This window comes from Acinetobacter sp. NEB 394 (genome assembly GCF_013374795.1).
Classification (GTDB): domain Bacteria; phylum Pseudomonadota; class Gammaproteobacteria; order Pseudomonadales; family Moraxellaceae; genus Acinetobacter; species Acinetobacter johnsonii.
Genome location: NZ_CP055277.1, coordinates 2,987,172 through 3,001,590 on the forward strand (window position 1 = coordinate 2,987,172; position 14,419 = coordinate 3,001,590).

16 protein-coding genes are annotated in these 14,419 nt (G+C 39.7%); 2 read left to right on the plus strand and 14 right to left on the minus strand.

The window, feature by feature from the left end:
* Positions 1-63: 63 nt before the first annotated feature.
* The 9 genes from HUK62_RS14445 to HUK62_RS14485 form a co-directional block, all read right to left on the minus strand.
* Positions 64-402 (minus strand): zinc ribbon domain-containing protein YjdM, encoded by a 339-nt coding sequence (locus tag HUK62_RS14445; protein ID WP_004695225.1) that lies wholly within the window; start codon positions 400-402, stop codon positions 64-66.
* A 180-nt stretch (positions 403-582) separates the two neighbouring features.
* Positions 583-933 (minus strand): DUF488 family protein, encoded by a 351-nt coding sequence (locus HUK62_RS14450; protein ID WP_176538207.1) that lies wholly within the window; start codon positions 931-933, stop codon positions 583-585.
* Positions 934-991: 58 nt separating this feature from the next.
* Complete coding sequence (locus HUK62_RS14455; RefSeq protein ID WP_176538208.1) at positions 992-1,438, minus strand: SRPBCC family protein; 447 nt, start codon at positions 1,436-1,438, stop codon at positions 992-994.
* Positions 1,439-1,606: 168 nt separating this feature from the next.
* Positions 1,607-1,993 (minus strand): ribonuclease E inhibitor RraB, encoded by a 387-nt coding sequence (locus HUK62_RS14460; protein WP_004695219.1) that lies wholly within the window; start codon positions 1,991-1,993, stop codon positions 1,607-1,609.
* Between the two features lie 150 nt (positions 1,994-2,143).
* Positions 2,144-3,100 (minus strand): DUF5660 family protein, encoded by a 957-nt coding sequence (locus HUK62_RS14465; RefSeq protein WP_176538209.1) that lies wholly within the window; start codon positions 3,098-3,100, stop codon positions 2,144-2,146.
* Between the two features lie 277 nt (positions 3,101-3,377).
* On the minus strand, positions 3,378-4,043 hold the full coding sequence (locus HUK62_RS14470) for an RluA family pseudouridine synthase (RefSeq protein ID WP_062034114.1): 666 nt from the start codon (positions 4,041-4,043) through the stop codon (positions 3,378-3,380).
* A gap of 654 nt (positions 4,044-4,697) precedes the next feature.
* Positions 4,698-5,093 carry a VOC family protein gene (locus HUK62_RS14475; protein WP_005400276.1) on the minus strand — a complete coding sequence of 132 codons (396 nt, stop codon included), beginning with the start codon at positions 5,091-5,093 and terminating at the stop codon, positions 4,698-4,700.
* A gap of 590 nt (positions 5,094-5,683) precedes the next feature.
* Positions 5,684-5,956: a hypothetical protein gene (locus tag HUK62_RS14480; RefSeq protein WP_125274690.1), complete on the minus strand. Its 273-nt coding sequence runs from the start codon at positions 5,954-5,956 to the stop codon at positions 5,684-5,686.
* A gap of 107 nt (positions 5,957-6,063) precedes the next feature.
* Entirely contained in the window at positions 6,064-6,762 is a 699-nt protein-coding gene (locus HUK62_RS14485) for a hypothetical protein (protein WP_176538504.1), read from the minus strand.
* Between the two features lie 213 nt (positions 6,763-6,975).
* Here HUK62_RS14485 and HUK62_RS19110 point away from each other — a divergent pair, with 213 nt between their 5' ends.
* On the plus strand, positions 6,976-7,203 hold the full coding sequence (locus HUK62_RS19110; protein ID WP_228723705.1) for a hypothetical protein: 228 nt from the start codon (positions 6,976-6,978) through the stop codon (positions 7,201-7,203).
* A 207-nt stretch (positions 7,204-7,410) separates the two neighbouring features.
* Here HUK62_RS19110 and HUK62_RS14495 read toward each other — a convergent pair whose 3' ends face one another.
* The 5 genes from HUK62_RS14495 to acnD all read right to left on the minus strand — a co-directional run bounded on the left by HUK62_RS14495 (position 7,411) and on the right by acnD (position 13,393).
* On the minus strand, positions 7,411-7,617 hold the full coding sequence (locus tag HUK62_RS14495; protein ID WP_176538210.1) for a hypothetical protein: 207 nt from the start codon (positions 7,615-7,617) through the stop codon (positions 7,411-7,413).
* Positions 7,618-7,848: 231 nt separating this feature from the next.
* Positions 7,849-8,424, minus strand: coding sequence for a DUF4126 domain-containing protein (locus HUK62_RS14500; RefSeq protein ID WP_176538211.1), 576 nt, complete (start codon positions 8,422-8,424; stop codon positions 7,849-7,851).
* Positions 8,425-8,542: 118 nt separating this feature from the next.
* Positions 8,543-8,686 (minus strand): zinc ribbon-containing protein, encoded by a 144-nt coding sequence (locus HUK62_RS14505; protein ID WP_004695201.1) that lies wholly within the window; start codon positions 8,684-8,686, stop codon positions 8,543-8,545.
* Between the two features lie 194 nt (positions 8,687-8,880).
* On the minus strand, positions 8,881-10,698 hold the full coding sequence (locus HUK62_RS14510; RefSeq protein WP_176538212.1) for a hypothetical protein: 1,818 nt from the start codon (positions 10,696-10,698) through the stop codon (positions 8,881-8,883).
* 88 nt (positions 10,699-10,786) lie between these two features.
* The gene (gene acnD / locus HUK62_RS14515; protein WP_176538213.1) at positions 10,787-13,393 is read right to left on the minus strand and encodes a Fe/S-dependent 2-methylisocitrate dehydratase AcnD; all 2,607 of its coding nucleotides are present in this window, start codon (positions 13,391-13,393) and stop codon (positions 10,787-10,789) included.
* A 261-nt stretch (positions 13,394-13,654) separates the two neighbouring features.
* Here acnD and HUK62_RS14520 point away from each other — a divergent pair, with 261 nt between their 5' ends.
* The gene (locus tag HUK62_RS14520) at positions 13,655-14,377 is read left to right on the plus strand and encodes a folate-binding Fe/S cluster repair protein (protein ID WP_176538214.1); all 723 of its coding nucleotides are present in this window, start codon (positions 13,655-13,657) and stop codon (positions 14,375-14,377) included.
* Positions 14,378-14,419: the final 42 nt, after the last annotated feature.

A 14,419-nucleotide genomic window follows, 5' to 3' on the forward strand; every position in this document is an offset into this window, starting at 1 on the left:
CTGAAAAAACAAAAACGGAGTCTAATTGACTCCGTTTTAATCTCAAGCTGCAAACTCAGCGGATTAGGCTTTTTTCACATACTCAGATTTCAGTTTCATCGCACCGACACCGTCAATCTTACAGTCAATGTCATGACCATCTGCGGCATCTGGCAGTAAACGAATATTTTTCACTTTGGTTCCGACTTTCACCACCGATGACGAACCTTTAATTTTTAAATCTTTAATCACCGTTACCGTGTCACCGTCAGCAAGTAAATTGCCGTTGGCATCTTTGATTGCTACCACTTCTTCAGTTGCTTCTCCCTCTTTCCATTCATTTGAACATTCAGGGCAGATCAGCAAGTCACCATCTTCATAGGTATATTCGGACTGGCATTTTGGGCAGTTGGGTAAAGACATAAAAACCTCAAAAATAAAAAAAATAAGCAATTCACATTGCTCAAAACGCCAATATAGCATTTTTCAGACGAAAACGATGCGAATCACCTATTTATTTTAAGGCTTTAGCCTTGTCACGGGATTGATAAAATAATGCTTAGGGAAATATAAGTTTTAAGTGTAATGGCATCACTCCAACGCTTATTTTTGTTCCAAGCACTGCTTCAGAATCACCACATGGTTATGCTGTTCTTCTTTGGCTGCGGTGAGTAACGTGATCTGCTCTTGCACCGCCAATTGGCGCAAATCATTCAACTCGGCGGGATGTGCTTCCAGTTCTTTCATATAACGGACTTTAAACTCATCCCAATGTGCCACCATGTCTTGGTGGTACCATTTCCTTAGTTCATTGGATGGTGTGAGAATTTTTGGCCATTCATCTATTTTGGCCTCAAGTTTTGAGACCCCTCGAGGCCATAGCCGATCAACTAAAATCCGTTTGCCATCCTCTGCCTCGACAGGCGCATAAATTCGCTTCATGCGTATTGGCATGCAAAACTCCTTTTAATCTATTGTGCAACTTATTCTATTGTTCAACGATGACAATGCACTATTCATCAGGAATGTCTGGATTCACTAAAAAAGCCAAGAGTTGCAATGACTCTTGCCAACCCAAATAACAACCATCGACAGGAATCACATCAGGTAAACCAGACTGCGTAATATGGACGTCAGTACCGACAGATACTTCTTTAAACTCAACACGCACTTCAATTTTACCTGCAAGTTCAGGCACATCGAACTCATCGGTATAGCGCAATAAACTGTTTTCAACGATTTCATGATAAGTGCCATGAAATGAATGCTGCATGCCTGTACTAAAGTTGGTAAAAAACATGCGATATTGACCACCTTCACGCAGATCAAACTGATCTACATGTGCGGTAAAGCCATGTGGTGCCATCCATTTCACTAATGCATCTGCAGTGGTAAAAGCACGATAGACGCGCTCGACGGGTGCACTAAATACGCGGTGTAATTGGACGCTATTTGACATGATTTTTCTCGTTCTTTTCAAATATTCAGATTTAGTTTAAAACGCTCAAACCCACATACTGTATTTTTTTGTGCATCTTTTTTTAAATAGCCAAACTCGGCCCGCTGGCTTTTCTACCCACCAATAAAAAAGCATGTTTTTCAACATGCTTTAAATTTGACCATTTTTTTAAGCCTGACCTTGCTCATAGTCCTCGTCATCTTCGTCGTCATAGACATAGGCCATACAGCCCCAGCCATCATATTCGCCACCAAACTGTTCTGCAATTTTAGTAAACCATTGTTCTAAGTCGACAATGTCTGAATACTCAGGTTCCATATACACATAGATGGTAATAATCCACTCAGATACATCGCTTTCTTCATCGACAAACAACGTGATTTTTTGCTCTTCTTGTAATAAATACAACGCACACTTTTCTGCTTGTGACTGCTCTTGAAAGGCAATCGAATATTCTATTTCATGCGGTTCAGATAGGTCGTCGCCATCCTCAGCCATTTGCCAAAGTACATTTCCGTTATCATCATCTGGATATAATTCATAATCACGTGTCATGCGTATGTCCTTGTTATCTTTTTAGCCAATATATCGTTGGCAAGTGACAAAATAGTGACTTCAACATAGCATATTTTGCTCATTTTTATAGCAGTTACATCTGATTTTTCGAAGGTTGTTTGGACTTTATTTCACGCAGACTTTGCCGTGTTATTGTAAAACCCGATGTTCAACTAAAATCTCCGCTTGAAACTGTAAATCACTGCTTTTTAGGCTTTCTAATAAGGCCGCAAATTTGAGTTCTTCTAGGCGTAAAGCCAAATAACTGTCTTGTATACGAGTATGACCAAAGGCCGTACCATAGTGATTGATAAGGGTAAAATCATCCTGCAAAGCTTGAATCAAAAGGCCAAGATTGTCTTTGCTCACACGTTGCAAATAAAAATCTGCTTTCGTATTAAATAACTGTGAAACCAAGACCATCATCGATAGTCGTCGATGTTCATCCATAAAAGCACAGATCACAACGTCATTTTGCTCAACCGCATGAATCACCTGTTGCCGGATTTTCAATAAATGGCCGGCCGCATCCGTTTTCCCATAGCCTTCGATGAGTTCATCTAATAACTGCTCCGAAGGCAGTTGATAACTTTGGCTGTAGGTTTCAATTTTATGGTGTAAGGCCTTTGATATTTCAGCCAGATGTTGTCGTTCTTCAGCCATGTGAAAAAAAGCACCCAGTTTTTCTCTGGCGCGCTGCATAGTAACTTCTTTGACTTTACATTCATATTCCGTTAAGAAGTGATGTACTTTTTCAATGCGCTGCCGACACTGTTTGAGCATTTGTTCAGCATCAAATTTGACCGTTTCAGCAAATAATTCAACTTGGTTGTGCCGTTCAATAACATAGTGTTCGACATCAATAATTTCTTGGTAAGGACTCAAAGTTTCGTTACGTTGCCTGAGTGTTCCAAGCTCAATTCTTAAACTGGTCAGCCGATGTTGTAATTCACTTTGCTGCTGTTCATAAACCTCTAAACTGTTTCGATTACGTTCTAAATTACTTTCTAAGGATTCAATCTTCTTTTTTTGGGCAAGACTGTGTATTTTTTGCCCGCATATAACAGCACACAGCAGGACAAGAATGACAGCGAGTACATAAAGCATGGCCTATCTCCCTAAGGGAATGTCATTTTTATTTTAAAGACTCAGCTGTAAGAATACATGAAACTCAAACAGTAAGCCTTGGAACAGACAAACATATTTTCATTCAATTTCAATCAGTCATGACGATGGCCAAAAAGCCAAACTCAAATGTTAATTTCAACAAAGATAAGCACACTGGATAAAAGTGCACTTACACAACTTACGCTAACGGTTTTTTAAACTGCCCGATATCCCAAATTTTAAGTATTTCTCAAAATATAGGCAAAGTGTGACACAGTTAGAATGGCACACTTCCATGAATCGCGACCGCTTTCCCACTTAAAGGCTGCTGAAAGGCGAGAAAACTGGCATGTAAAGCCATACGTTTTAATGGACTCCGTGTCGGCTCAGGGTGATACAACTTATCCCCTGTAATTGGATGCCCAATATATTGCATATGCACACGGAGCTGATGCGAACGACCTGTAATCGGAGTCAATAAAACTCGCGTAATATCGGTCTCAGTATCATAGCTAAGCGCTTGATAAAGCGTTTTTGCAGGCTTACCCAGTTCAAAGTGCACGATCTGCCGTGGTCGATTTTCCCAGTCTGTAATCAGTGGTACTTCAACACTGCCTTCGGCATCCAACTGGCCTTGAACTAAAGCAATATAGTGTTTGTCCACCGTGCGGGCTTGGAACATTTTACTGACGGCAACTTCGGCATCGCGGTGCTTGGCAAACATTAAAATCCCCGAGGTCGCCATATCTAAACGATGGGTAATTTTGGCATGCGGATACTGCGCTAAAACCCTTAAATAGGCACTGTCTTGGTGTTCTGGTAAACGTCCTGGCACAGACAACAAGCCCGCAGGCTTTTCAATCACCACCAAATCATCGTCTTCATAAACGATCACCAAGTCTTCTTGGGGCGGTGTATAAATAAAGTTGTCATTTAGAGCCATGGGAATAACAGCATACAAAAGCGAGCGCGAAAAATAGCAAGCTGTGTTTCTGCTGTCAATCATTCACAAAATATGGAAAACAGCCTGAATCCTAGGCGTCCATCACTCCATATAAGCCAGCTTTTTAGCAGCGCTGATTAGATTGAACGCCTAAAATAAAATGATGTAAGTGAAACTACAACAGCAGGATTTTTCGGTTTTTGCGGGAAATATTAAAATTTATTTTTTTTTGATTTATTTTTTTTTGATTTATCTTTTATTCGAGTTCAAATTTTTTAGGGTGTCTGGGAAAACATGTTGTTTACTTCAACTATCATAACTTTGTAAGTGATGATCTTATAGCCTATAAACTTTTGATTTATAGCGTCCTAAGCCGAATCAAGACCTTTTGGGTAAGTACTACTCACGCGTTTTGCGCCACTGGTAGCATGCTACTCTTTTCGATCCCGTCACACCCTTGAGATATAATTTAACAATCCAAGGGCGGGATTGTTTCCCGAAGATAAAGTCTTTTTGGCTATTTTTGGAAAAAAATCTTGGCTTTCAGGTTATCTAAAAAATATTTTCCCAAATGCAGCGTATTTATGATTTTTTTCTCACATAAAATCACTTTTCTCAGGATTTTATTTCTTTACTGCATCACAGATGAGAAAATCAACTTCCTGCACAGACCTGCATCAGCTGAATGAGATTCCCGCAGGTATCATCAAAGACCGCAACTTTAACTTTTCCTGCCCGCATCGGTTCACTGGTAAAACGTACCCCTAGGTTTTTGAGTCGTTCATATTCCGCATCGAGATCTTCCACTTGAAAAGAAGTATAGGGAATCAGATCTGCTTTAATTGCGGCCTTAAACGGCTGTGCCGCGGGATGTGCATCAGGCTCCAGTAGCAGTTCAACACCCTCTGGACTTTCGGGTGAAACCAAGGTCAGCCAACGAAAATCACCCACAGGTACATCATGTTTGATTTTAAAACCGAGTTTTTCTGTATAAAACTGACAGGCTTTTTCTTGGCTATCGACCATGATACTGGTGACATATATTTTCATTGTTGTTCCATATTTTTTATCAGACTTTTAATGGTTATAGCAGAACTCTAAGCGTTCCAATGTTATCAAATCGCAATTTTTTTAAAGCCGTTTTCGCAAACCAAAGCGCCAATTTGTTTTGACACAGTTAGAGCAAATATTGGGATAAATTCGGAGCAATATAGAAGTTTTAAAATGGAAGAAAATATTTAAATGGACGTGTCTTTTATCGTGTTGTTTTTATCATGTAGTTTCTAGGGATCAGGAGATAACTTCAACGATTAAAACTGGGTAAGTTCTAAACTTTTGCCTATAAATGGATAATCTATAGCGTCCTAAGCCGAATCGAGACCTTGTGGGTAAGTACGACGCTGATCTGATAGATAACGAGTCGCAAACTACTCTTTTCGATTCCTGTGCCCTTAAACGCTATATTAAGCAAATTGGTGCGGGATGAATTTCCGAAGATTAGCTAATTTCAAGCGATGATGAAAAATATTTCCAGAAATAAAACCAGACTTGATAAAAATATTCATAACGACAGTTGAATCATCTATTTCATCGCATAAAAATGAACTTCTATCATTTTTTACACCATCATTTCAGAACGCTTAAGTCCTCATATAGCCTTGCAACCATGTTGCAATAAACCACCATAAACTGATCGCAGACATACCACAGAGTAAATTGGCAAGCACCTTTTGCATATTGCTGAGCTGAGACAGATAGATTTTTCGGTTAATTACATACGCAACCACAGCTAAGGCTCCACCGATTGCACCACCAATCATCACTAAAAACAAAGGCCAACCTGCCATCAAATGAGCAGCTGTACTCAGCTTAGGTTTCTCTGCAGCACTCAAGAGCAGTTCTTTATTTTCCATCGCTTTCCCCTATACATAATCCAAGCAGTCATGTGACTGATGCCTCAGACTCACGTCACTCATAAAAGTGCATTTTGAGATATAAGTTAGCAAAAACTAAGCCAACACTATTCAAAACTCAGATCGTCGATGTCCTGAATTTTGCTCAAATACATCGGAGCAACATTCACTTTGCTCCATGCTTCTTTAAATTTAGGGTCGCTATCAGGATCTTTGTTGAGATTTTCTCTGACCAGCTTCTTAGCGGTGAGAAAATTGACACTGGTTTCACTGTTCACATAAGGGCCAAAATTATCGGAGCTGTCATAGCCAATCAAGCGCATATCACGCCCCTCTAAACGGAACTGATAGGCCCAATATCCATAACGGCCATGGGCATAATGCAGTTTTAACAGGCCTTTTTCGATAGAGGGCACCAACTCAGGCGCAAAGTACACACCGCCATCTTCATTTTCTGAAGAAAACAGTGACAGGTTCTGAACGACTTTTTGGTAGCGCCCTTTTGCATTCAACAGCACAATCACACCACGGCGGTTACGATCTAGTTTTCCACGGTATTCATCGGTGACCCATTGTTTCGGATCTGTACCTTTGACGATTAAAACCACATCTTTTAAACCATCTTTGTTTAAGTCCCCTTGCACGACCTCATACACCGTATATTTTGCGGGAAGGTAAGCTTGGTATTGGTTGGTGGCTTTGTGTCGCTGAATATCCGCTGCGCTTAAGTTTTCAGCACAGAGATTGGTGGATATACCCAACATTGCAGCGAACATTAGAGAAGTTTGAATGAACTGTTTTTTCATAGTTTTGTTAATTTTTAAAATAAAGTAGGTAAAAGAGCGCGCTAATGAATGCTTCATTTTTGGCATCTGTGCTGCAGCTTAGCATTTATCAGAAGTCTGTTTGTAGAATGATCTAGAATTAAAAACAGATGACCGTATCCGTGTCATATTTTGATTGCTGCCGTTGAAAACTTTCGGCTAAAGTGGCGAAAGACCATTCAAATACGCTTCATCATGAAAACCAAAACTGCCCTGCTGATGCTGTGCCTTGCGCTTTCCCTCAGTGCATGCAAAGTGTTAAAAACACATATCGTTAAAGTCACCAGCTCAACTGAAACACAGCCAAATGAAGTATTGTTAAAAACCACCAAAGGCTATGTGTACTTATCGACACAGAACATGACGGATAAACAGAAGCACATCCTAAAAAATCTGCGTCCCTTTCAGTGCTTAGAAATTTAAACACCTGAACAGTTTGCTATGCAAAACCGAGTAGTGCGATTTTCTGACTTTAAAATTCGCGCTTTAGTTGAAGCTGACCGAGAGTGTCGAAAAATTAAAGTCACGACCCGAATTGAAATTCATTAATCTTGTAGTACCTAAAAAATAGAACATCCATATCCAACAATGAAAAGCTCTACATAATTTGCAGAGCTTTTTTGTTTTTGATTAGTTGAAACAACACTTGTCACAACCTTCGACTTTTTCTCTAGGCCAGTTCATTCTTGCCCGTTTATAAGCCAGCTCGTAATTGGCAAAATAACCAATCAGAATTTGATCCTCCGAGCTGGGTAAATCTGCACAGCCTAAGGATGCATTATGAATATGATGAATGCCTTTTTCACTAGGCTGTTCATTTACAATAAATTTTATCATTTACAGTTCCCCGAATAATTTTTATAAAGTTCAACTACAAACAAAACCATACAAAAAGTATGTATTTATAAAATTAAACGGATAGCGTATGAAAATCAATCATTATTTTAAAAGTGAAACTGATCTCTAAGTCATATCCAGCTAAAAGAATTGATGTCCACATAAGCGAAAAATTAGCCACTCTATCTTTAAATTTAAAGATCCAACAACACCATAAGAAAACTGCTGAAACTATAAAGGGGTGCTGATACTTTCTTGTTTTTTACGTTTAAACCATCGCACGGCCCAGATCGCCAAAATAATGCCTACAATCACCACCAAGACAGGAACCAGTAGTGACAGCACGGACAGTAAAACAGCACCCACCCATTCCACGGTAGACACCAAAGGGTTGGCAACCCCACCTGTCGTCGCGGTTGAAACTCCTCGGACAGCAACGGTACTCATTTGCACGGCGCCTGCTGTTCCTCCACCCACAATGATTGCCGCAGCCCAACTGGCAAACTGTGACATTTCCCCGCTGCTAACCGCCATAGTGGTAAGTGTTCCTGCGACCATTGCGGCTGGCGTTGCAATGGTGTCTAAAGCGTTGTCTACCCATGGTATGTAATAAGCTGCGATTTCACAAACAGTTGCAATGGCTAAGGCGATACATACCGATGGCATGGTTAACCATTCAAAACCTTGCATGGGTTCGAACCACCCCATAATAGATGCAAGGCTCATGACCAAGAGTGGGACAAAAACACGAAAGCCACAGGCCGCACTTAAGCCAATGCCGATACAAAGTCCTAATATGGTTTCCATGTGCTTTTCCTATGTCGCCTAAGTTGGGATGTTTTTATCTTTTTTATAACTTAGCAAAAAGCCCTATCGGGTGATAGGGCTTTTCTTTTAAACAGTGGGTAACTGTTAAATCTTTAGCTTAGGCATTCTTATTGTTAAATTGATTGCCTTGGCATTTGGTACACGGGGGTAAACGATCTGTACCAATTTCTAAGTAGACGCGGTGTCCGCATTGAACACAAAAATAGAAGCCTGTTCCAGGTTTTTCGCCAGCAGTAACCATTTTTGTTCTCCATATGTTTAGAAAATGGTCTTACTAGTATATGCATTTTATGATGAATGTCTATTGATCATTTCGACAAATGATGATGGCATTTGGGCAAGAAATGATTTCCATAGAAAATCTAAACGTCTTACAAGAAGTAAAGTACTCCATTTTAACTTGCTAGCCATAGGCTTATATAAATTGATTAGCATTTACGCGGCACAATAAATCATAGGAAAAGCACCAGCATCTTTAGCAGCATGAGAAAACGATGATAAAATCCATAGCCATTGGGTAATATGCCCTCCTACCTTTTGTCCTTTTTGCAATTTTTTTAGTTCTTTTTCTATTTTGGATTTCGAAATAAAATTACAACTCAGGATACACTTTCTATGCAATTTTGGATTTTTTAAAATTAAATCAATATCTTGTTCAAGACTACCAGCATCCTTGCGAATCCTAGAAATTTTTGTTTGTACCCCCTTACCTTTACCATTAGCCCCCTTTCCACTCTTATATGAATCTGCAAAAGTTGTGGAGTATTTATTTAATATTTGTTGACTTGAAAAATGCATATTTCCTAAATTTTTGATACCTTGCCCCACTACATCCTGTAATTTACTTGCAGAGTTAGTTTCATCATTCGAATATTTTGAATGAATAAAATTAATACTAAATTCTTTCAAATCAATAGTTAAATGATCTGCCCATTCATCACCTAAATCATCACAAAAAATATAATCGTTATTCGAATGTATCATTTCCACAAAATTAAACATTGAATCTGCTGTAAAATCTTCTTGTACAGTACTAAATTGTCCTTTTTCAGATGCAACTTGTTTGATGTTATTTTGAGGATAAAGCATAGCTAAAATCGAATCTATTTCAGACATGCCAGATACATCCTCGAAGCAATTATCCATGCAGTACATATATCGAGGGTTATCAAAAGTTAAACAAAATAGTCCATTTTTATTAATGTAATTTACAAGACTTTCTAACTTACCATTTTCTTCAATTTTAAAATTTCTCAATAACTTAGAATAAATAGACAATGTTTTTTTATTTCTATTTATTTTTGTGGATTCTTCTAAGCTAATTATGTCTAAATTAGAATCTATTTCATACACAGCCCCCAATTGAAAAAATAATTTCTCAGATATTCCATTAGGTACATCTATAACTTTTTTAACACGCTTAGTTTTACCATTTATTTTTTCTTTTCTTTTACGTTCGTATTTTAATGAAATGATTCCATCCTCTATCCTTTCCTCAATCGCTGAAACATCAATTAATAAAGCTGCTGGATTACAAGAGGAAAGCACATCATTTAATAAAACTTTCCTTGCAAATATTTGAAGAAACTCATTCTCTTTTGCATTTTTAATTAATTGAATTTGACTATGTGCCCACTCAACTATGCTCTCAACAGACTGTCTAGGAGATGATTCAACAAATCTACCACTTGCTGAAATAGACTTTGTTTGCCCTTGCTCCCTTACTTTAAAGTACGATGGGACTGAGCGTCCTGCAGAATGACTTGAAAAAGATCCTTCAAGATCACTTGCTTCAAATGATCTATTTCTAATAGCTTTTTCTGAAACAGTCATATTGCGTAATGATATTTTTTGGAAATCAGCATTTTTTCCAACTAATTTACTCAATTCGCTAACATTAATTAATTGAAAACTCTCTTTCACAAACTGTAAATACGTCGCACAACTTTTACTTAGTAAAACTAAATAATCATCTATCTCTATTAAAATTATATAAGCATAAATACGATCCTCATAACTATCATCATCTAAAAAATAAACAGGTCTAACTGTTGAAAAGACTTTAATTGATAAAGTGTAATCAATATTTGTTTGTGTCTTCTCCTTAGTTCTAAATTTATCTATTATGAATTTCGTCTTATCTTCTTTATTATCAGTTGCTAAGTTGAGTATTTCGCGAATTAAAATATCATTAAATAAAACTTTGGATTTAAAAAATAGAACATTCTTCGTCAATTCTAATCTACTAGGCATATTCTAACCCTATATTATAATTTAATAAAAAACCCATCATTAAGATAGGTTTTTTTTTAAACAATATCAATAATGTTTAACTAAAGTATCAAGCCACACTCCCTTCCAAGAAATCCTGCGCAAAGCGTTGCAATACACCACCCGCTTCATATACAGACACTTCTTCTTCGGTATCTAAACGACAAGTTACAGGCACTTCAACCATTTCACTCTTACCTTCATCTGTCGCACGTTCAATCACTAAAGTTAACGTCGAACGTGGCGCGATGTTACCAATGACGCTATAAAGTTCAGTACCATCTAAACCTAAAGTTTTACGATCAGTTCCTGCTTTAAACTCAAGCGGTAACACGCCCATACCCACTAAGTTAGTACGGTGAATACGCTCAAAACCTTCCGCCACAATCGCTTCAACCCCTGCAAGACGCACACCTTTGGCAGCCCAGTCACGGCTTGAACCTTGACCATAGTCCTTACCTGCAATGATGATCAACGGTTGCTTACGATTCATATAAGTTTCAATCGCTTCCCACATACGCATCACTTCGCCTTCAGGCTCAACACGTGCTTTCGAACCTTGCTTGATCGTACCGTCCGCACGAACCACCATTTCATTAAACAATTTCGGATTCGCAAACGTTGCACGTTGTGCCGTCAAATGGTCGCCACGGTGCGTTGCATACGAGTTAAAGTCTTCTTCAGGTACGCCCATTTTATGTAGGTACTCACCTGCTGCCGAATCCATCATAATTGCATTCGATGGTGATAAATGATCTGTAGTGATGTTATCAGGCAAGATTGCTAGCGGACGCATATTTGCCAGTGTACGAGGTGCAGCTAAAGCCCCTTCCCAATACGGAGGACGGCGGATATAAGTACTTTGAGGACGCCAGTCATATAAAGGACTTGCCGCTTTTTCCGTTACACCCAAGTCAAACATTGGAATGTACACTTTACGGAACTGTTCAGGTTTTACCGCTTCTTTTACTAATGCATCAATTTCTGCATCTGATGGCCAAATGTCTTTCAGGTAAATTGGGTTACCGTCTTTGTCGTTTCCTAATGCATCTTTTTCGATGTCAAAACGAATGGTTCCTGCAATCGCATACGCAACAACCAGCGGAGGAGAAGCCAAGAACGCTTGTTTTGCATAAGGATGGATACGCCCATCGAAGTTACGGTTACCCGAAAGCACCGCTGTTGCATATAAGTCACGGTCAATAATTTCTTGTTGTAGTTTAGGATCTAAAGCACCTGACATACCGTTACATGTCGTACATGCATAGGCCACGATACCAAAACCGAGTTTTTCTAAGTCATCCAATACGCCTGCTTCTTCAAGATATAAAGCAGCAGCTTTAGAACCCGGTGCAAAAGAAGATTTCACCCAAGGTTTACGGGTTAAGCCCAATTCATTGGCTTTACGTGCCAATAGACCTGCTGCAACCGTATTGCGTGGGTTTGATGTATTGGTACAAGAAGTAATTGCGGCAATAATCACAGCACCGTCAGGCATTAAACCATCCGTACGCTGTTCAACCACACCTGCAATGCCTTTGGCTTTTAAGTCGCTGGTTGATACACGTGCATGTGGATTCGATGGCCCTGCAATATTACGCGTTACAGTCGATAAATCAAAACGCAGTACACGCGGATATTCTGCTTGTTTCATCTCCGATGCCCAAAGACCAATTTCTTTGGCATAGTTTTCAACCAGTGCAACTTGCTCAGCTTCACGACCTGTCAGGGTTAAATAATCAATCGTGTTTTGGTCAATATAGAACATTGCCGCAGTTGCGCCATATTCAGGTGTCATGTTGGAAATCGTGGCACGATCCCCAACTGACATGCTGTCCGCACCTTCACCAAAGAACTCAAGGTACGCACCAACGACACGTTCTTTACGTAGGAATTCAGTCAATGCTAAAACGATATCGGTTGCAGTAATCCCCGCTTGGCGTTGCCCAACAAATTCAACCCCGATAATGTCTGGAAGACGCATCCAAGATGCACGACCAAGCATCACATTTTCAGCTTCGAGTCCTCCGACACCAATCGAAATCACACCGAGCGCATCGGTATGTGGCGTGTGTGAGTCTGTACCGACGCACGTATCTGGGAATGCCACACCTTCACGGTTTTGCACCACTGGAGACATTTTCTCCAAGTTGATTTGGTGCATGATGCCGTTCCCTGCTGGGATCACATCAACATTCTCAAAAGCGGTCTTGGTCCATTCGATGAAGTGAAAACGGTCTTCGTTACGGCGGTCTTCAATGGCGCGATTTTTCTCAAAGGCATCTGGATCAAAACCACCGTATTCCACAGCAAGAGAGTGATCGACAATCAACTGAGTCGGCACAACTGGATTGACTTTAGACGGGTCACCGCCTTGATCTGCAATGGCATCACGTAAACCTGCAAGGTCAACCAGTGCAGTTTGCCCCAGAATGTCATGACACACCACACGCGCAGGATACCAAGGGAAATCGTGATCTTGTTTTGAGAAAATCAGTTCTTTTAGTGACTGCTCCAAAATGGCAGGATCACAACGACGCACTAACTGTTCAGCCAATACCTTTGAAGTGTATGGAAGTTTTGCATAAGCGCCTGGCTGAATCTGTTCAACGGCTTCTCGCACATCAAAGTATTCTAGCTGGGTGCCCTGCAGTGGTTTGCGGTGATTATTGTTCATAGCGTTCCTGCCTTTGGTGTTTCATTTTTCTTCACTGTCTTTACGAGACAATTCATCTTTGTCTGCTAGGCATACTACACTGTCGAAAACCCATTTCCCAAATCGTTTATATTTCATAAGCTTAGATATAAAAATAGGGGGTTTTGAAATATTTAGTTACATTAACTTTTAAATATTTACTCTAAATATGATTTTTTCTGAAAAATAGCGGAAAATAGCCCTAATTCTTTAGTATTAGATTTTAAGGTAGGCGAGCAATTCATGAGCGATCTAGCTTTCTCCTCTTTCACTTTAATTGGTGTAGATGCACTCAAATTTTTACAAGGTCAAGTGACGGTCAACGTTGAAGCTTTGGCTGAAAATACAACGCAATACACCGCCATTTGTGACTTGAAAGGCCGTATCCACTTTGGTTTGTGGCTGACAAAACGTAACCCAGAACATTTTGAAATTGTCACCACTCAAGACCAGTCGGAAGACTTTGCTAAACACATTAAAAAGTTTGGTGCTTTCTCTAAAATGAAACTTGAACCTATGGGTTCAGTTTTTCCAACCTTTACGCAAGACCGTACCACCTTCTCTGCTGAGCCTACCGATATTGCAGCATGGCAAGTGCAAGCCATTACACATGGTGAAGCGTTTATCGACCAAGCCATTGAGCATGTGTTTCAACCTCAAGAGCTACGTTTACACCAACGTGAAGGCGTGCACTATGACAAAGGGTGTTACTTGGGTCAGGAAGTAATTGCGCGTTTATGGTTTAAAGCCAAACCAAAAGCGTGGTTGCATTTAATTCAGGGTACAGGCAGTGTGCCTGCACAAGCTGAACAGTTGAATAAAGGTATTCAAGTGGTGAATAGCGCTGCGATTGATGGCGGTTATGTCGCACTGGTAGTGGCACGTCCTGACTCTTTGAGCGAACTAGATGTGACAGTTTTAGACTTACCAGAACGCTTAAATGGTGATGTGGCTCGCCCACAATAAGTCTATAAATTTTAGAATGTTGTGATAAATTAGCCTCTAAAA